At 64.5% G+C, this 17,396-nt stretch carries 22 protein-coding genes; 9 read left to right on the top strand and 13 right to left on the bottom strand.

All coding sequences use genetic code 11. From position 1 onward, the window contains the following. Window positions 1-14: 14 nt before the first annotated feature. Complete coding sequence (locus tag NUW81_RS07370; RefSeq protein WP_245111970.1) at window positions 15-245, bottom strand: hypothetical protein; 231 nt, start codon at window positions 243-245, stop codon at window positions 15-17. Between the two features lie 100 nt (window positions 246-345). On the opposite strand from NUW81_RS07370, the gene NUW81_RS07365 reads away from it, so the two are divergent. Beyond that, window positions 346-1,032, top strand: coding sequence for a 1-acyl-sn-glycerol-3-phosphate acyltransferase (locus NUW81_RS07365; protein ID WP_245111967.1), 687 nt, complete (start codon window positions 346-348; stop codon window positions 1,030-1,032). Here the strand turns inward: NUW81_RS07365 and NUW81_RS07360 are convergent. Next, window positions 963-1,547, bottom strand: coding sequence for a hypothetical protein (locus NUW81_RS07360; protein ID WP_260508486.1), 585 nt, complete (start codon window positions 1,545-1,547; stop codon window positions 963-965). The two genes, NUW81_RS07365 and NUW81_RS07360, sit on opposite strands and share 70 nt — an antisense overlap. A 70-nt stretch (window positions 1,548-1,617) precedes the next feature. Here NUW81_RS07360 and NUW81_RS07355 point away from each other — a divergent pair, with 70 nt between their 5' ends. Then, a complete protein-coding gene (locus NUW81_RS07355) occupies window positions 1,618-2,145 on the top strand; it encodes a peroxiredoxin (RefSeq protein ID WP_245111963.1) in 528 nt (175 codons plus the stop codon). A gap of 123 nt (window positions 2,146-2,268) precedes the next feature. Further along, complete coding sequence (locus tag NUW81_RS07350) at window positions 2,269-3,738, top strand: S41 family peptidase (RefSeq protein WP_245111961.1); 1,470 nt, start codon at window positions 2,269-2,271, stop codon at window positions 3,736-3,738. 59 nt (window positions 3,739-3,797) lie between these two features. Here NUW81_RS07350 and NUW81_RS07345 read toward each other — a convergent pair whose 3' ends face one another. After that, window positions 3,798-5,153, bottom strand: coding sequence for an NAD-dependent succinate-semialdehyde dehydrogenase (locus NUW81_RS07345; protein ID WP_245111959.1), 1,356 nt, complete (start codon window positions 5,151-5,153; stop codon window positions 3,798-3,800). 96 nt (window positions 5,154-5,249) lie between these two features. Here NUW81_RS07345 and NUW81_RS07340 point away from each other — a divergent pair, with 96 nt between their 5' ends. Together NUW81_RS07340 and NUW81_RS07335 are read left to right on the top strand one after the other, a co-directional pair. Next, on the top strand, window positions 5,250-5,582 hold the full coding sequence (locus NUW81_RS07340) for an Mpo1-like protein (protein WP_245113735.1): 333 nt from the start codon (window positions 5,250-5,252) through the stop codon (window positions 5,580-5,582). Continuing rightward, window positions 5,579-6,007: a GFA family protein gene (locus NUW81_RS07335; protein WP_245111958.1), complete on the top strand. Its 429-nt coding sequence runs from the start codon at window positions 5,579-5,581 to the stop codon at window positions 6,005-6,007. Before NUW81_RS07340 ends, NUW81_RS07335 begins: the two co-directional genes overlap by 4 nt. On the opposite strand, the gene NUW81_RS07330 is transcribed toward NUW81_RS07335, so the two are convergent. Further along, window positions 6,004-7,236, bottom strand: coding sequence for a hypothetical protein (locus tag NUW81_RS07330; protein WP_245111957.1), 1,233 nt, complete (start codon window positions 7,234-7,236; stop codon window positions 6,004-6,006). The genes NUW81_RS07335 and NUW81_RS07330 overlap by 4 nt on opposite strands. A gap of 99 nt (window positions 7,237-7,335) precedes the next feature. Then, a complete protein-coding gene (locus NUW81_RS07325) occupies window positions 7,336-8,172 on the bottom strand; it encodes a hypothetical protein (RefSeq protein WP_245111956.1) in 837 nt (278 codons plus the stop codon). 195 nt (window positions 8,173-8,367) lie between these two features. Here NUW81_RS07325 and NUW81_RS07320 point away from each other — a divergent pair, with 195 nt between their 5' ends. The 3 genes from NUW81_RS07320 to NUW81_RS07310 all read left to right on the top strand — a co-directional run bounded on the left by NUW81_RS07320 (window position 8,368) and on the right by NUW81_RS07310 (window position 10,276). After that, the gene (locus NUW81_RS07320; RefSeq protein ID WP_245111955.1) at window positions 8,368-8,955 is read left to right on the top strand and encodes a hypothetical protein; all 588 of its coding nucleotides are present in this window, start codon (window positions 8,368-8,370) and stop codon (window positions 8,953-8,955) included. A 41-nt stretch (window positions 8,956-8,996) separates the two neighbouring features. Beyond that, window positions 8,997-9,446, top strand: a complete 450-nt coding sequence (locus NUW81_RS07315) for a hypothetical protein (protein WP_245111954.1) — start codon at window positions 8,997-8,999, stop codon at window positions 9,444-9,446. Between the two features lie 65 nt (window positions 9,447-9,511). Continuing rightward, window positions 9,512-10,276, top strand: coding sequence for a SpoIIAA family protein (locus NUW81_RS07310; protein WP_245111951.1), 765 nt, complete (start codon window positions 9,512-9,514; stop codon window positions 10,274-10,276). Window positions 10,277-10,298: 22 nt separating this feature from the next. Here the strand turns inward: NUW81_RS07310 and NUW81_RS07305 are convergent, their stop codons facing one another. Continuing rightward, entirely contained in the window at window positions 10,299-10,643 is a 345-nt protein-coding gene (locus NUW81_RS07305) for a hypothetical protein (protein ID WP_245111949.1), read from the bottom strand. Window positions 10,644-11,049: 406 nt separating this feature from the next. Here NUW81_RS07305 and NUW81_RS07300 point away from each other — a divergent pair, with 406 nt between their 5' ends. Beyond that, complete coding sequence (locus NUW81_RS07300) at window positions 11,050-11,481, top strand: OsmC family protein (RefSeq protein ID WP_245111947.1); 432 nt, start codon at window positions 11,050-11,052, stop codon at window positions 11,479-11,481. Window positions 11,482-11,551: 70 nt separating this feature from the next. Here the strand turns inward: NUW81_RS07300 and NUW81_RS07295 are convergent, their stop codons facing one another. From NUW81_RS07295 to thiC, 7 genes are all read right to left on the bottom strand, one after another. Continuing rightward, entirely contained in the window at window positions 11,552-11,764 is a 213-nt protein-coding gene (locus NUW81_RS07295) for a cold-shock protein (RefSeq protein ID WP_245111944.1), read from the bottom strand. A gap of 334 nt (window positions 11,765-12,098) precedes the next feature. Further along, on the bottom strand, window positions 12,099-12,338 hold the full coding sequence (locus NUW81_RS07290; RefSeq protein WP_245111942.1) for a hypothetical protein: 240 nt from the start codon (window positions 12,336-12,338) through the stop codon (window positions 12,099-12,101). Window positions 12,339-12,378: 40 nt separating this feature from the next. Continuing rightward, window positions 12,379-12,624: a hypothetical protein gene (locus tag NUW81_RS07285; protein ID WP_245111940.1), complete on the bottom strand. Its 246-nt coding sequence runs from the start codon at window positions 12,622-12,624 to the stop codon at window positions 12,379-12,381. A 271-nt stretch (window positions 12,625-12,895) separates the two neighbouring features. Further along, window positions 12,896-13,219, bottom strand: coding sequence for an HPF/RaiA family ribosome-associated protein (locus NUW81_RS07280; protein WP_245111939.1), 324 nt, complete (start codon window positions 13,217-13,219; stop codon window positions 12,896-12,898). Between the two features lie 217 nt (window positions 13,220-13,436). After that, window positions 13,437-14,075, bottom strand: coding sequence for a HEPN domain-containing protein (locus NUW81_RS07275; protein WP_245111938.1), 639 nt, complete (start codon window positions 14,073-14,075; stop codon window positions 13,437-13,439). Next, window positions 14,075-15,262: a DUF262 domain-containing protein gene (locus NUW81_RS07270; RefSeq protein WP_245111937.1), complete on the bottom strand. Its 1,188-nt coding sequence runs from the start codon at window positions 15,260-15,262 to the stop codon at window positions 14,075-14,077. The genes NUW81_RS07275 and NUW81_RS07270 overlap by 1 nt, the downstream gene beginning before the upstream one ends. A 40-nt stretch (window positions 15,263-15,302) precedes the next feature. Continuing rightward, entirely contained in the window at window positions 15,303-17,237 is a 1,935-nt protein-coding gene (thiC, locus tag NUW81_RS07265) for a phosphomethylpyrimidine synthase ThiC (protein ID WP_245111936.1), read from the bottom strand. Window positions 17,238-17,396: the final 159 nt, after the last annotated feature.

The following is a 17,396-nucleotide window of genomic DNA, read 5'->3' as shown; positions in this document are numbered from 1 at the left end:
CAAAGGAGGTAGGTCTAGTCGACGGGAGCCGGATCGGGCTCGGTGGCCGAAAGGTCGGGGTCCTCGGCGGGCGGCTGGGTCATCGCCTCCTCCTCGTTGACCACCGCGGGCTCATAGTCCTCGGGCACGTCCTGCAACTCTTCGACGTCGGGCGTCGGGTCGAGCGCCGTGTCGGCGTCGGTCTCGGTGTTGCCACAGGCCGCCGTGGTGGCGAGCAGGAGCGCGGGAAGGATCAGGCGGTGCATGTCGGTTCCTCGTCAGAATTGGGGTTTCGACAAGGCCAATGCCTCTCTTGGTGCGTCGGTTCCGGCTTGATTCGCGGCGCGCCAGCGCCGACAGGAAGGCATGACTGTCCCGAACGACACCTCGTCCGCGCCCTCCCTGTCGCTGCTCGCGCGCCTACTCAAATGGGCGTCGCTGCGCTGGTTCAGGACGCAAGGCTGGCGCGTCATCGGCACTTTGCCCGATACAGACAAGTTCATCATCGCCGCCGCGCCGCACAGCTCCAACTACGACTTCCTCGTCTTCCTCGGCGTGGTCGAGCATTTCGGCGTGACCCCGCGCTACCTCGGCAAGCATACGCTGTTCCGCTGGCCGATGGGCGGGTTCATGCGCTCGATGGGCGGGGTCCCGGTCGATCGTCGCAAGCGCGCCAACATGGTCCAGCAGGTGGTGCAGAAGATCGAGGAAGCGGACGATTTCGCGCTGGTCATCGCCATCGAGGGCACGCGTTCGAAAACGAACGAATGGCGCTCGGGCTATTATCGCATCGCGCAGGAAGCGGGCATCCCGATCGTCTGCGCGGGCCCCGACTATGTGAACAAGCTGGGCGTCGTCGGACCGATCATCCACCCGACCGGGGACATGGACAAGGACATGGAGCCGGCCATGCGCTTCTTCAAAAGCCTCCATCCGGCCAATCCCGACCTGGTCGCCTTTCCCGACGGCAGCGGCCTTGACCCTCAGTTGCAGGCAGAGCGCATGGCCGCGATGCTGTCCACGGGCACCGGCGGCAGCACGCCGGTCGAATAGGCACCATAGGTCGCGGCAAAGCCCGCCTCCAGCATCTCCGGCAGCGCTTCGGGCACGGGTCCCCGCCCCGCGATCCCCCCGACCTCGTTGCCCGGGTCGGCGACCAGCGCGGCGACATCGTCGCCCGAGCCGATGCTCAGCCGTTCCTCGCTGCCGATGGGCGCGACGCGGGGCAGGCGTACGATGAGGCGGCCCCCGCCGGTGCAGGTGAGGACGAGGACGGGATCGTCCGGCGCATCGACTGCGGCATCGACGGGGTCGTAGACGAGACGGACGCCGCCGGCGGACTGTTCGACCGTCCAGCCTTGCGAGGCGCCGAGCGGCGAGAGCGGCGCCACCAGTTCGTCGGGACCGCGGCTGTCCACATCCATGGCCCCGGTCACGGTCGAGCCTTCGGACGCGGGTTCGCCGCTGTCCTGTCCGCAGGCGACGAGGGCAGCCGCGCCGAGCACTACCGCAAAAAAGCGCGCTTTGACTTTACCCGCGATCATGACACTCTCCCGCTTCGTTCGCATGGTCTCCCAACGCACAAGGCGGGAGAGGATGCGCAAGATGATGATGACAAGAGGATGTCCGACGATGCGCATGCTTCCTGCCCTGGCGATTGCCCTGACGCTGGCCACGCCCGCCGCCGCCCAGCTGGCGAGCGGCGCGCCCGCCCCCGATTTCAAGACAATGGGCCAGCTCGGTGACAAGCCGTTCCGCCTGCATCTCGCCGAACAGCTGCGCTCGGGCCCCGTCGTCCTCTATTTCTTCCCCAAGGCCTTCACCAAGGGCTGCACGCTGGAGAGCAAGGCCTTTGCCGACGCCATGCCGCGTTTCGAGGCGGCGGGCGCGCAGGTCATCGGCCTGTCGACCGACAGCCTCGAGACGCTGGCCCGCTTCTCGACCGACGTCTGCCGTTCGAAGGTGCCGATGGCGCATGCCTCGCCCGAACTGCTTGAGGCCTATGACGTCGACCTTGCCGGCATGGGCTCGGTCGTGCCCGTCGCCAACCGCACCTCCTATGTCATCGCCCCCGACGGCAGCATCGCGATGGTGCACAGCGAGATGGACTATGCCGACCATGTGGCAAAAACGCTGCAGGCGGTGGAAGAAATGGCCTCGCGCTAGACGCAGGCGCGGGAAACGGTACGTTCATCCGTATTTCTTAAATAGATGCTTGGACCTAGTGGTTTTTGCGAGTGTCCCGCACCCGCGAACGGGCGCGGGGATGCGTATCGGACGGAGATTTTCATGCGAGCACAGAAGTTTCTCGGGGTCATCCTTGCCTCCACCATGCTGGCGAGCTGCGGCGGCGGTGGTGGCGGCGGCTCGACCCCGCCCCCGACCGGCGGCGGCGGCACGGTCAACCCGCCCCCGACCTCGGACAGCTGCTCGCTGTCGGCGCGCAAGGAATGGGTGCTGGCGCAGCTCCAGGAATATTATCTCTACCCCAATCTCATCGCGACCAACGTCAATCCCGACGAATATGGGACGCTCGATGCCTATATCAGCGCGCTGCTCGCGCCGGCCTATGCCGAGCGGGTCGACAAGGACGGCTTCACCTACGTCACCTCGATCGAGCAGGAACAGGCGCAGATCGCCAATGCGACCTATGAGGATTATGGCTGGCGCCCGACCTTCCGCGGGTCGAGCCTCGTCATCCTCGAGACCTTCGAAGGCGCCCCTGCCTACGCGCAGGGCGGCATCGACCGCGGCGCCGAGATCCTGCGTATCGGGCGCAGCGCCAGCAACCTGACCGACCCGGTCACGGCCTACAACAATGGCGTCCTCATCGACTTGCTCTTCCCCGACAGCGACGGGGAACAGGTCGTCGTCGAATTCGCCAATCCCGACTATGCCAACCCGGGCAATTATCTCGCTGCCAGGCAGGTCACCCTGTCGGCGGCCGAATATAGCCTCGACCCGATCTCGCCGCGCTACGGCGTCGAGACTTTCGGCAACACCGGCTATATCAACCTGCGCACCTTCGCGACGGAGAAGGCGAGCGACCAGCTTGGCGCGGCCTTCGCGACCCTGCGCAGCGCGGGCGTCAGCAAGATCGTCGTCGACGTGCGCTACAATGGCGGCGGGCTTGTCAGCGTGGCCGAATATTTCGGCGACCTCCTGAGCGAGGGGCTCAACGGCGAGCTGTTCAGCGAGACCATCTATTCGGCAGGCGTCGAGCGAAATTACGCGATCACCGAGGCCGACCGTCTCGAATATTTCCAGTCGGTCTCCAACCAGATCCAGGCCTCGCAGCTCGCCTTCGTGACCACCGACCGCAGTGCCTCGGCAAGCGAGCTGCTCGCCAACGCCTTCCCGCCCTATTACGGCAATGACACCGCGCTCGTCGGGTCGAACACCTTCGGCAAGCCCGTTGGCCAGATCGCGATCGACCGCGACGCCTGCGACGACCGCCTCCGCGTCATCGCCTTCAAGACCGTCAACGCCGATGGCGTCGGCGATTATATCGACGGCCTCGCCGACACCTATCCGGTGACCTGCACGGCGTCCGACAACATCATGCTGCCGCTCGGGGACAGTCGCGAGGATTCGATCGCCAAGGCGCTGGGCTACATGACCAACGGCGCAGCGGTCTGCTCGCCTATCTCGGCGAGCGCGTCGAAGGGTATCACCACCCTTTCGGCCAGGGACGAGATCGTCCTCATGCCGAAGAATCCGACGCTGGGCGAGCAGTCGCTCTACGGCCCGCTCCGCTAGGACGGCGCCGCCAGTATCAGGCGTGGAAGGCCGCTCGTTCCCAAGGGGACGGGCGGCCTTCAGCTTTTGCGGAACACGCTCTTCAAATTCATGAATTCGTGCAGCCCGAAGCGCGCCAGCTCGCGCCCGTGGCCCGAATTCTTGACCCCGCCGAAGGGCGCCTCGGGGGTCGAGGCGGTCATCTGGTTGATCGCGGTCATCCCCGCATCGAGCCCCGTGATGAAGGTCTCGGCTTCCGCCTCGTCCTGCGTGAACACCGCCGAGCCGAGACCGTAGGGCGTGATGTTGCCGATGCGGATCGCATCCTCCGCGTCCTGCGCCTCGAACAGCATGGCGACCGGCCCGAACAGCTCCTCGTCCTGCATCGCGCCATCGGGCTCGAGCCCCGTCAGCACGCCCGCCGTCAGATAGGCGCCGGGCCCGTCTTTCTTCTCCCCGCCGACCAAGTGACCGCCCGCCTCCATCGCCTTGTCGAGCTGGCCGAGCACGGTCTCGCGCTGCTCCTCGCTCGACATCGGGCCGATGTCGCTGTCCTCGTCGAACGGATCGCCCGCCTTCACGGCGAGCATCGCCTCGATGAAGCGCCCTTCGAACTCCTCGAAGATGTCGCGGTGGACGATCATCCGCTTGCCGCAGATGCAGCTCTGCCCTGCATTCTGGATGCGCGCCTTGACCGCCGTCTCCACCGCCGCGTCCATGTCGGCCGAGGGCATGACGATGAAGGGATCCGAGCCGCCCAATTCGAGCACGACCTTCTTGAGGCGACGCCCCGCCGTCTCGGCGACGGCGCGACCCGCGGGCTCGCTCCCCGTCAGCGTGACGGCGCGCACGCGCTCGTCCTCGATGATGCCCGCGACCGGCTTCGACCCGATGCACAAATTCTGGAACAGTCCCTCGGGGCCGCCCGCGTCGAGCACCGCCGCCGCGATCGCCTTGCCGACACCCTGCACGTTGCTCGCATGCTTCAGGAGCCCGACATTGCCCGCGAGCACCGTGGGTGTGAGGAAGCGCACCACCTGCCAGTAAGGGAAATTCCACGGCATCACCGCGAGCACCGGCCCGATTGGCAGCCAGCGCAGCTCGCCCTTGCCGCCCGGGATCGGCTCGGGCTCGAGCATCGCGGGGCCATGGTCGGCGAAATAGCGCAGCGCGTTAGCGCATTTCTCCACTTCGCCGCGGCTCTCCTTGTACGTCTTGCCCATTTCGCGCGTGGCGATCTCGGCCATCTCGTCGCGCTGCCGGTCGAACTGGTCGGCGATGGCGGACAGGAGCTGCGTGCGCTCCCCGATCGACGAGGCGCGCCACGCCGTCGCCGCCTCCTCGGCCCTCGCGAGCGCCGCCTCGATCCCCGCCTCATCGAGCGGTTCATGGGTGGCGATGGTTTCGCCGGTCGCCGGATTGACGCTCTTGAGCATGGCGGAAAGTCTCCTTTGTCCTCCTTGCCGAACGAGGCTCGCGCGCCCCCCGTTCCGGGGATGGACAGCCGCCTCGACCGCGCGCAGGATCGCGCCATGGCAGACCGCATCCAGAGCTTCGCCGATTTCTGGCCCTATTATTTGCGCGAGCATAGTAAGCCGCAGACACGGGCGCTCCATTATATCGGCACGAGCCTCGTCGTCCTCATCGCGCTCTACGCGCTGTGGAGCGGCAGTTTCCTGCTGCTCCTCGCCATGCCGCTGGCGGGCTATTTCTTCGCCTGGGTCGGCCATTTCGGGGTCGAGAAGAACCGCCCCGCCACCTTCAAATATCCCGGTTGGTCGCTCGCCGCCGACTTTCGCATGTGGTGGTACTGGCTGACCGGTCGCCTCGGCCCCGAGCTCGAGCGGGCGGGCGTGAAGTCATGAGCGTGCATGTTGAAGGCGCCTGCCTGTGCGGTAGCGTGAAGGTGAGCGCCGAACTGCCCGACCGCTCGGTCGAAGTCTGCCACTGCACCAGATGCCGCCAATGGGTGGGCGGTCCCTATATCTCTACCCAAGGGGTAAAGGGCTTCACGCTCGAGGGCGAGGAGCATGTCCGCACCTATCGCAGCTCCGATCATGCCGAGCGCGGCTTCTGCGGCTCGTGCGGCAGCGCGCTTTTCTTCCATTTCCTGCCCTCGGGCGGGCGCAGCTTCATGGCGGGGCTCTTCCCCGCGCTCGATACGAGCGAGGACTGCGCCGAGGAAATCTTCATCGACGAAAAGCCCGGCTATTACAGCCTCGAGGGCGATCGACCGCGCAAGACGGGCGCGGAGTGCCTCGCCCTGCTGCGAAAGGCGCTGGACGCCTAGTCCTTCTTCCGGCGCCGCTGGAACAGCCGCTTGAGGAAGCCGCCACGCGGGCGCGCGGGCTCGGCGGGCTCGGGCGCAGGGCGCGGGTCGAAGACGCTGGCATCGGGCGCGGTGGCGGGCGGCGCGACCGGCGCCGACACCATCATATGCTCCGCCGGCTGCTGCGGCTGCGGCTGCGGTCGGTAGGACTGAGCGGACGGCGCCGAGGCGACGGGCGCCGGCGCAGGCGTCGGTGCCGGCTGGGGCGCGGGCGCTTCCTCCTCGCTGGCGGCGATGCGCTGCCGGAGGCTCGATCCCGACTCCATGTCGGCAAGCGGGTCGTGCTTGGGCACCCATTTCTTCATCGTCAGCGTGGCAAACTGGTCCTCGCTGCTGCCCTTCGCGCCGCCCTTCTGCGCCAGCATCGAGGGCGCGGCCGGTGCCTTGCGCTGGCCGAGCAGCGTGGCCAGGTCGGCGTTCATGCCGATGAGGCCGGTGATCAGCCGCACGCCCTTGGGCAGGCCGACCTTCTTCACCTTGGCGTCGATCGCCTGCAGGAAGCGCGTGGCGCGCAGCCAGCAGCCGAGCTGATATTCGACATAGCCGCCGGGCGCGCGGCCCTCGACCCCGTCGCGCCCGTCGCGCAGGAAGTGGATGTGCTTGCACTGGATGAGCGCGGTGTTGAGCGGCGCGAGCCCCTCGATGTTGACGTAGAATTCCACGTCCTCTTCATGCCCGACCCAGCCCGGGCATTCGCTCATGCACTGGTCGAGCAGCTGCTCGTCCGACAGCGCCGAGAAATCGAACATGTCGTCCGAATAGAGCGCGAAGATGAGCGTTGGCTCATGCTCCTTGGTGAGGTCGAAGACGAGGTCGGGTTCGTTGCCCAGCCCCGCGGTGATCGCACTGATCGGCGGGCCCTCGAATTCGGCGATGATCTCTTCGAGATCCTCCCACCCTTCGATGACGATATCCTCGACACGGGTGGCCTTGCAAAGCTTGGCGATGCGGCCCTCGAAGGGGGCAAGGTCGGTCTCGAGGATGCGGGCGGCTTCGTCGAAGCGGCCGTCGATCAGGAGGCCGCGTAGCCGCTCTACATAGCCATGTTCGCCCTCAGGCGTGAGGAAGGTGAGCTGGGCGGGATGCGGCTCGGGCGGCTCGCGATAGGAGCGCACGCCTTCGGTGCCCGCGCTCGGGATATGGACATAGCCCGGGTGATGGACCGCATCGGCCACCTCCTGTCCGGCCACGTTCAGCCGTTCCTCTCGCCCCATCTTCCCATCCGCACGCAGTTCCAGTTGTGTCGGGGGTAAATCGGCGAGGTTAAGGAAGGGTGGACGCGGGCGCCGCTAGTCGCCCTGCGGCAACAACGTCCGGCGCATGTCGCCGCGGATCTGCGCGCGTTGGCTGCGACCCAGGAGCCACGGCTCGGACGCGTAACGTGCCTTCAGATAGGCGAAATCCCATTGCGTCAGCGAAGCGGGAGCGCTCTCGCCCTCCACCGCATCGGTGACGGCAAGGATGCTGTCGGGATTGGCGAGCCGCGCGGGGTCGCCGTCGATGAGCGTGCGCATCAGTGCCATGTCGGCGACCTGCGTCGTCGACAGGCCGGTGATGGCGTCGATGTCGACGAGAACCACCGACATGGCCACGACCTCGCGGGTCGCGGCTTGCGTTCGCGTCATTCCAGTGGGCACCTCGACCCTTGCCGGGCCATTCCGGCCGCGTGGCAGCACGCCGCCATTTCGATCGATGCGCGCGAGGATCGACCAGGACAGGACATCATCCTCCATCCCGTGATAGTCGATCGGGTCGCGCGACAGCGTGCGAAAGTAGCGGCCATGTTCCTTCTTGAACGTCTCGAACATCGCGGCGCGATCCTCGGCGATCACGACCAGCGCGCTGGTCCAGCAATCCTCGCCTGCGGGCTTCACGCCGATCGCGTCCGCTACCGTGCGCATGCGCTGTTCGATCGCGGCATTCGTGGCGGGCGACAGGCCGATGACGCGGGGGCAATATTTGCCTTCCTCGTAGCGCGACATGGGGCTGAAACTCTCGACTGCCGAGAGTGTCGAGACATAGTCGTCGATCCGCTCTTCGAAGGACATCGTCCCGGTCACGACGATCGGGTCCTGTGCGTCGCCCGGCACGATCGAGAGGATAGCGGCGGCAAACAGCGTGAACATGGTCGGGCTCCCGGGAGAGGATCGCGTGCGTCGATTTTTACATTGTCCTTCCTCGTCTGCCAGCCCGCCGGTCGAACGAGGAGGCCTCGTCGTCGAGGAGGTCGGGCGGCCCGTTTGGCGAAGATTACGGCGAGCGGTTGGCAGCGGCCGGGGGAAGGCTATCATGCAGGCCGGTTAACAGGACAGGAGCGGGGCATGCGGATGTTGGCAGGGATAGTGAGCGGGGCGGCGGCACTGGCCGGCTGTGCCAGCGTGGAGCCCATCCAGCAGGCCCCGGCCGCCGGGTTTTTCGAGGCATTGAGCGCGCATTGCGGCAAAGCCTATGCCGGCCGCGCTGTCGCCGACGACGGCGGCGATGGTGGCTGGGACGGCGAACGGCTCGTCATGCATCTCGCCGACTGTACCGACGACGTCATCCGCATCCCCCTGAGCGTGGGCGAGGATCGCTCGCGCACCTGGGTGGTCTCGCGGGTCGGCGATGACCGGCTCGAGCTCAAGCACGACCACCGGCACGAGGACGGCTCGCCCGATGCGGTGACCATGTATGGCGGGACGAGCGTCACAGACGGCACTGCCGCGCGGCAGTCATTCCCGGTCGATGCGCAAAGCGTCGCGCTGTTCGAGGCCGAGGGCCTGTCCGCTTCGACCGTCAACGTCTGGGCGATGGAGATCGGGGCGGAGACCTTCGCCTACGAACTGCGCCGCCCGACGGGCCGTTATTTCCGCGCCGAATTCGACCTCACCGAGCCGGTCCCCGCCCCGCCGCCGCCGTGGGGCGGATGAGCAAGCTTGCCTCCTCCCCTGTGTTGCCCTAGCAATACAGCATGGCCGCACGATTTTGGCATTATGCCGCACTCGCCATTGCGCTCGCTTTCCTCCTCTTCGGCCTCGTCCGCCTAGGGGTCGGTGCGCTGCTCACGCTACAGAGCATGGGCATGGTCGAGACGGCCTGGCTGGCGGAGCCGGTCGCCGAGGTCACCGCCTTCCTCGAGCGCAAGAATGCGGTCGCGATCTTCGCGATGAGCCCGACCGCCTATTTTCTCGTCATCATGGCGATGGGCGCGCTGCTGCTCGCTGGCGCGGGACGCTACCTCCTGCAGCGTGGCGGGCTCGGCTTCCTTGCTGCCTATCTTGGCATTCATGGGCTGCTGTTCGTCAACTTCCTCGAGATCAACCCCAAGCTCTGGCTCTGGGGCGCGACGATCGCCGGCTGGCTCGTCCTGTGGCAGGCGCGCCGCTTGCGCCGACCGTCCGCAAAGCCCGCCTTCGCCTGACCGGCTTTCTGCCCTGATCGCAGGAGGTTGACGGCGATCAAGGCGGGCAAGTCGCCCGCCATGCTATGGCATCGGCCATCAAGGAGGATGCCATGCTGAACATCGACCTTTCCGATCCCAAGGTTGCCGTCCTGACGCCGGAGGGCGCGCTCAACACCAGCGACTTCGAGGCGCTCGAGGCGGCGATCGACGGGAGCATCAACGAGCATGACGTGGTGCCGAGCCTCGTCGTCCTGCTCGATCACCTGCCGCACTGGGAAAGCTTTGCCGCGATGGGGCGGCATTTCCATTTCGTCCAGGTCCATCACAAGATCATCCGCAAGGTCGCGGTGGTCGGCGACGGGGCACTGGTCGGCCTCGCGCCGCAGATGGCCGACATGTTCGCCGCCGCCAAGGTCCGCCACTTCCCCGCCGACAAGAAGGGCGCTGCCATCGACTGGGCAAAGGCGGCGAAGGACGATCCGGGTCGGTTCGAGCCGATCGAGGGGCTGCCCCGCGACGTCATCGGGGTACGCGCGGTCGGCATCATCACGGCGGCCGATTACAAGGAAACTTTGGTGCCGATGATCGAGAAGGCGCTGGAAGAGCGTGAGCAGGTGAAGATGCTCGTGGTGCTTGATGACGATTACACCGGCTATAGCGCCGATGCGGCGTGGGCGGATGCGAAATTCGGGCTCGGCCACATCCGCAATTTCAAGAAGGTGGGGCTGGTCACCGACATCGGCTGGATCCGGCGGGCGGCCAAGCTGTTCGCGCCGATGTGGGATGTCGAAAGCCGGCTCTTCGTCCTGTCCGAGCTCGAGGATGCCAAGAGCTGGGTGAAGGCGTAGAGCCGGCCCGGCAAGTCGCGGGTTAGCGTGCCGCGGCGGCGACGAGCGCGGTGCCGCGGTTGGCGCGGTCATGCTCGGCGCGCAGGCGGTCCATGTGATAGTGATAGTCGGCGCGCGCTTCGTTGTAGCGGATCTCGGCGCGCTCGATGTCGAGCGAGGAGGATTCGGCACTGTCGATGACGACGTCGAAGCGCGCCTTGGCCTGCGCCAGCGTGGCCTCGTGCTGCGCGATCTGCGGCGCATAGGCGGCGCGCCACTGTTCGGGCGCGGCGGCCTTGGCAATGGGCTTGTCGGCGCTTGCCGCCTGCGCGGTGCCGGTGGCCAGCAGCGTCGTGGCCGCGAGGGCCAGCATCATCGTCTTCCTCATGGTTCGTCTCCCTTTTCCGGTGCGGGCGCCGCCCCACGCAGCCTGCCGCACCGTCTCCCCACGGTTGGTGACCCTCATTCTACCGGCAGGCCGACCGGCAAAAGTAAGCCGTATACGGGTTAGCGGTGAACCGAGTGCTGGTGGCGGTGAGCTGTTGAAACCATTGTCCCGTTACCTTCCACCCTCTCTGGACGTTAATCGGGCCGGCGGAAGCCTTCCGGCGCCAGGGAGGGGGTTTTGCGAGAAATCGTTAACCAAGGTTGGGTGAATGCCGGCTGTCGGACGCAATTCCGAACAGTGTCCACTTTGTCCACTTCGGGAACTTTGGCGGGGGGGGCGGCGATGGAAGAGGGTCATCGCCCCCTCATATCGCAGGGGGCGGGGTGTAGGACAGGAGCGAGACGACATGCAGACGACCAACCACGCCTCGGCGCGCTATGAAGGCATGGGCAAGGAGGGCAAGGGCCATATCTGGACCGGGAGCGGGGCGCTCGATGCGCAGCCCTACGGCTTCAACACCCGCTTCGAGGACGAGCCCGGCACCAACCCCGAAGAGCTGATCGGCGCGGCGCATGCGGCCTGTTTCACGATGGCGACGAGCTTTGGCCTCGCCAAGGCGGGCTATGAAGACGGGCAGCTCGATACCAAGTGCGAAGTGACGCTCGAGAAACAGGGCGAGGGGTTCACGGTGACAAAGTCTGCGCTGACCCTGAACGCCAGCGTGCCGGGGATCGGCGCGGAGGAATTTCACAAGATCGCGGGCGAGGCGAAGGAGAATTGCCCGCTGTCGAAGCTCCTCGACTGCGAGATCACGCTCGAGGCGAACCTCGAGGGCTGACACGAAAAAGGCCCCCGCGCTGCCGTTGGGGAGCGCGGGGGCCTTTCACTGTCTCGCAAGAGCCTTGCGGTTAGTCGGCCATCGACAGGTTGCAGGCGCTTTCCTTGCCGTTGCGGCCGGTTTCGAGCTCGTAGTTCACCTTGTCGCCTTCGCGCAGGCCGTCGAGGCCCGCAGCGTGGACGGCGGTGATGTGGACAAAGGCGTCGCCGCCGCCGTTTTCGGGCGAGATGAAGCCGTAGCCCTTGTCGGCGTTGAAGAATTTCACGGTGCCGGTGTTGGCCATGGTCGAGTTCCTTTCAAAGAACGTGTCGTTGACCCACCCGCGACAGTGCGGATGGGGATGCGTATTCGTGTCGTTTGAAGGGAAGTCGAAGTCTGTTTAACGCCGGGGTGCCAAGGGCACAGACGGCGGCAGTCAAAAAACGAATCCGTCGCAAAGGTCGACGTCAGCGGGGACCGTGTAGCACGGAAAGGCGGGATCACCTAATCGCGGGTCGCTGCCCCTATCGCTTGCGGAGCGAAGCGAAGGAAAATTGCCCGCTGTCCAAGCTGCTCGACTGCGAGATCACGCTCGACGCGGCGCTGGGCCAAGGCGCGCGCGTCGGCGTGGGTCGCCCTTAGTCGGTGCGACGTGGCAGCGGCGTGACCGCACGGGCGCGTTCGAGCGCGCGGCGGGCCTGCCGCGCCAGTGCCTCGGCGATCGAAGCGCGCGGATCGCTGCCGAGCGCGCCGCCCTCTTCCTCCCACGCATTGACCGGCGGGGTGGCGCGGGGCGCCGGGGGCGCGGTGCCGGGCGGGTGGTCGTTCTCGTTGGCGGCGCGGGCACGGTAGAGCTGGTAGAAGCGGTTATAGTCCATCACTGTTTCCAATCGTGGGGAAGAGGGCGGGGAGGCGTTGCTAGCGGTGGACCGGGGTCGCCCCCGGATGGCCTTCCCGACCTTCGCGGCGCAGGTTGACGGCGCGCCTCTGCCCGCTCGAGAGTGCGCTCACGTCATAGAGATAGCGCTGGTCGGGCCGGGGGGCGCGGTGGGGGTCGACGAGTTCGCTGCGCGAGAAGAGGAGCAGCGAACCGCCCTCTTCGGGCAGGATCGTCCCGGTACCGCGGGTGGGGTCGAATGTCTGGATGAGGCCGATGTTCGGCATGCAAAGTCCCTTCGTCATCGTGGTTGCGCCGAGAAGCCGGAAGCGACCGCACGTGCGCGCGCTAGGAGGCGGAACGGAAAGATGAAGGGAAAATGGGACGCGATCCCCGCAACCGTCGATTGCGACTGGTAGCCCAAGCGATATGGGGAGGGGCGGGGGGAATACAAGGCGGCGCGAGGGGGCAGGGGCGCCCATATCGGCGCGCCGAGGATGAGAAAAGGCGGCGCCCCGGGGACGCCGCCTTTCGTGATGTTGCAGGTGGTGCCGGCCTTTAGCCGATGGTGTCGGGTTCGGGGCGGCGGTCGTTGAGCTTGCCGAAGTGGCTGGTGAGGAGGCGCTCCATCTTCTCGCCCGCTTCCATGGCGACGCCGTCGACGCTGCCGCCGTCGGCGGTGACGGCTTGGGGCTGCTGGCCCTCGATGCGGGCTTCCAGCGAAGCGGTATAATGCTCGTCGGTTTCCTGGTTCACGTGGAGAACGACGCGGGTGAGCTGGTCCTCGAAGCGCGACAGCGTGCCGCGAATGCCGGTCTCGATGCGCTCGGCGACGGCTTCGGTGCCGTCGATATTATTGTCGGTGTTGAACATGAACTGCATGGGGGTTCCTTACGCTGCTTCCCCCGCGCCGGGGGTGACGCGGCGGGGTTCGAAAGGACAAAGCGCGAGGAAGGGGTGCGGTTGCACCAAGGCGCGCCGAGCGCAGCCAGAGCGGAGCGAAGCGAGCGAAAGCTGCGTCGAAGAGCCGCGCCGACACGGCCGGGCTGCGGCGCTATGGCGCCGACAGCTTCGACGGCGCGAGGCCGCCCTCGCGCCACTAGGCGTTATCGCCTGCTAGTGCGATTTTCAAAGCTTCGCGTGCCGCTTCATCGAAAGCTTCTAAATCCCTCACAATAGAACCAATTTTTTCTTCGGTGTCGCTGAGGGTGCTTTCTCTTCTAATTGCGAACTTGTGAGCGATGCCGCCTCGCTCTGTGCCTAATGCATCCATTGCGTTCACGAGTGCGGTATCGACATGCATGGGATCGACCCCGATGGGTGTGAAAAGCGCCCTTACGTTTTCCTTCTTAATTCCGTTGTTGGAGCTGACCACGGAATTGAAGCGGTTAAAAGCTTCTCTCGAGAATTCATCTAGGTTCCGAACTAGCTCTGAGCCTATTTTTTTACTTGCCTTACCAGATCCGCGTTCCTGCAGAACTTGCGCCGCGATGAGGGCAACAAGCGCTTTTGTAATTAGGCCCTCTTCCACAAATTGGACACGCGCTGCCTTGGCAACTTCGAGGCAGAGTTGTTCAACATACTCCTCAATGATGGCGTGGCACAGGAAGATGTAAGACTGCAGCTTCAAATGCTGCAAATCCGTCTTGCATTCATGGGGGTCAACGCCGGCCACGATTTTCTTAGCATGACCGATGTTTTTTTTGAGCGATTCGTATTGTGACAGCCCTGCTGTCATCAGGCGATGCTAGGTCGCCTTAGGGCAACACCCGATATTTCTTCCACCTTCGAATACCATGCATCGAAGCGTTTTGCCGTGTTTTCGCTTGATTTAGTGGTAGTCTCAATCGAGCGAACGAAATCAGAATCTGACTCGGATAAGGTTTTGAAGGCGGCTTCGAACTCAGCACCGTGTTCCGATGCCCATTCCGCTACCTTGGGAACAGAGAGCGAGCCGACCAAAACATCGAATAGCGCTCGATTGAAACGGCTCTCGTACCCATCACCGAGCCATTTGCGACAAAACTTTTTGTCGCCGAAAATGTCGAGGCCTAGCTGAATAGCCGAGTTCATCCGATCTAGCCTCGTTCGAACGCTTTTTTCGAAACCGTCTTCATCAAAGAGATCGTTGTAAGTGAAGGCGCATTCGTCAAGAAACTCCTTCAGGTTTCCTCGATATTCGAAGTTTGGGTCTGAAAAAGCTAGATGACGAACCGCAAGCTCGACATCGTTCATTCTCTGATCGGGTACTGTCTTTCTAAGTAGATGATGAAGTGGGCCGATTTTTTCGGTCCACTGAATAATGAACTTTAGGAATGCACCAGGATGCAAAGACATTCGAAGTTCCATGGGCGAGAGACGGACAGAGCCCGAATTCAGCCTATGGAAAATTTCGTACAAGACGGGTTCGCTGTCCCAGCCTCGCAATACAGCAGTTCTCAAAGTGGCATTCAGAAAACGATCACGCCACTCCGCATCTTTCGATATTTCACTCCAACCTTTGTTATTAAGCTCGTCGAGTACCTGAAGCCTGCGAAGTTTGAATTTTCTACCGCTCAAAAACTCGCCGTCGAGGAATTCGCGGATCGTAGTTAGTCGCTGCTTGCCATCCAGAACCAAAAACGAACTTCTATGGCCCTTCTTCGAGGTCAAAAGTATCTGCGGGATTGGTACGCCCAGAAAGATAGACTCAATAAACTTGGACTTCGCTAGCGGTGACCACACGTTTCGACGCTGGAAGTCGGGGTCCAGATCGATTTGCTTACCGATTTGCTCGTAAATCGTGCCAACCGTCCAATCGCTCGGCGCAAGAATCAAATTGTCAAATTCAGCTAGGTTGACAGCGCCGTCTTCGCTATCTTCTTGTGGGTCTTCGCTTTCAAATTCTTGGTCGCGGTCATCCCACTGAAGTCTTTCTTCGGTCATGGTTTCAACCTTGCCGCCATACATATTTTTCGCAACTACTTTATTCGACCTCATCCTCGTCGAGATAGAGCTTTTCGCCCTTCTCCTTGTAGATGCGGCTCATCTTTTCCATGCCTTCCTCGGCGCTCTCGACCTTGCTGCCGTCGACGGGGGCGTCGGCTTCGGGGGCGAGCGAGTTGAGGAGGCCGGCTTCCTTCTTCGCGGCAAACTCGCGCACTTCCTGGCTGATCTTCATCGAGCAGAATTTGGGCCCGCACATGGAGCAGAAGTGGGCGGTCTTGGCGCCTTCGGCGGGTAGCGTCTGGTCGTGATATTGCTCGGCGGTGTCGGGATCTAGCGACAGGTTGAACTGGTCGCGCCAGCGGAATTCGAAGCGGGCTTTGGAAAGCGCGTCGTCGCGGACCTGTGCGGCGGGGTGGCCCTTGGCGAGGTCGGCGGCGTGGGCGGCCAGCTTGTAGGTGACGACGCCGACTTTCACGTCGTCGCGGTCGGGGAGGCCGAGGTGCTCCTTGGGGGTGACGTAGCAGAGCATCGCGGTGCCGTACCAGCCGATCTGGGCGGCGCCGATGGCGCTGGTGATATGGTCGTAGCCGGGCGCGATGTCGGTGGTGAGCGGTCCGAGGGTATAGAAGGGGGCTTCGTCGCAGGCCTCGAGCTGCTTTTCCATATTCTCCTTGATCTTGTGCATCGGCACGTGGCCGGGGCCTTCGATCATGACCTGGACGTCCTGTTCCCACGCCTTCTTGGTGAGTTCTCCGAGGGTGTAGAGTTCGGCGAACTGGGCTTCGTCATTGGCGTCGGCGATCGAGCCGGGGCGGAGGCCATCGCCGAGGCTGAAGGCGATGTCATAGGCCTTCATGATCTCGCAGATCTCGTCGAACTTCTCGTAGAGGAAGCTCTCGCGGTGATGGGCGAGGCACCATTTGGCCATGATCGAGCCGCCGCGGCTGACGATACCGGTGACGCGCTTGGCGGCCATGGGGACGTAGGGCAGGCGTACGCCGGCGTGGATGGTGAAATAGTCGACGCCCTGTTCGGCCTGTTCGATCAGCGTGTCGGCGAAGATGTCCCAGGTGAGGTCTTCGGCCACGCCGCCGACCTTTTCCAAGGCCTGGTAGATGGGGACGGTGCCGATGGGGACGGGCGAGTTGCGGATGATCCATTCGCGCGTGTCGTGGATGTTGCGGCCGGTGGAGAGGTCCATGACCGTGTCGGCGCCCCAGCGGATCGCCCAGACCATCTTGTCGACTTCGCTGGCGACGTCGCTGGCGACCGCGCTGTTGCCGATATTGGCGTTGATCTTGACGAGGAAGTTGCGGCCGATCGCCATCGGCTCGCTCTCGGGGTGGTTGATGTTGTTGGGGATGATGGCGCGGCCGCGGGCGATCTCGTCGCGGACGAATTCGGGGGTGATGAAGTCGGGAATGGCGGCGCCGAAGCTCTCGCCGTCGCGGGGGCGATTCAGTGCCTCGGCGCGCCCGAGGTTTTCGCGGATGGCGACATATTCCATCTCGGGGGTGATGATGCCTTTGCGGGCATAGTGCATCTGGGTGACGTTGTGGCCGGCACGCGCGCGCAGCACCTGGCGGCGCACGTTGGGGAAAGGGTCGACGCCGCCCGAACGGTCGGGGCCGAGCTGGCCGTTATCCTCGGGCTTGACCGTGCGCTGGGCCTTTTCCTCGACGTCGCCTCGGCTACGGATCCAGTCGCGGCGCAGTTCGGGGAGGCCCGAGGTGATGTCGATGGTGGCCTCGGCGTCGGTGTAGGGGCCGGAGGGATCGTAGACCGGGACGGGGGGCTCGCCCGAGGAGGGTTCGAGATGTACCTCGCGCATCGCGACCTTGATGCCGCCCTTGCCCTCGACGTGGATCTTCTTCGAGCCGCGAATGGGGCCGGTGGTGACTTGAAGCGCGCCGCCGCGCTGGTCGCCGAACTCGCCGGGGGCGGGGGTGAGGTTGGGGTCGCGGTCGGCCATGTCTTCTTCTCCATTGGCATGGAGTGGACACGGTTAGCCCCGCGCTCCACTCCCTACGGCTCTTCGACGAGCATCAGGTTCGACGGGTCGGTGGACTTGAACCACCCTCTCAGCCTTCATGGCTCCCCGGGGATGAGGTCGCTTTAGGACAGCGGCGGG

Origin of the sequence: Sphingomicrobium aestuariivivum, from assembly GCF_024721585.1 — a bacterium.
Lineage (GTDB): Bacteria > Pseudomonadota > Alphaproteobacteria > Sphingomonadales > Sphingomonadaceae > Sphingomicrobium > Sphingomicrobium aestuariivivum.
This window is presented reverse-complemented; position numbering and strand designations above follow the sequence as displayed.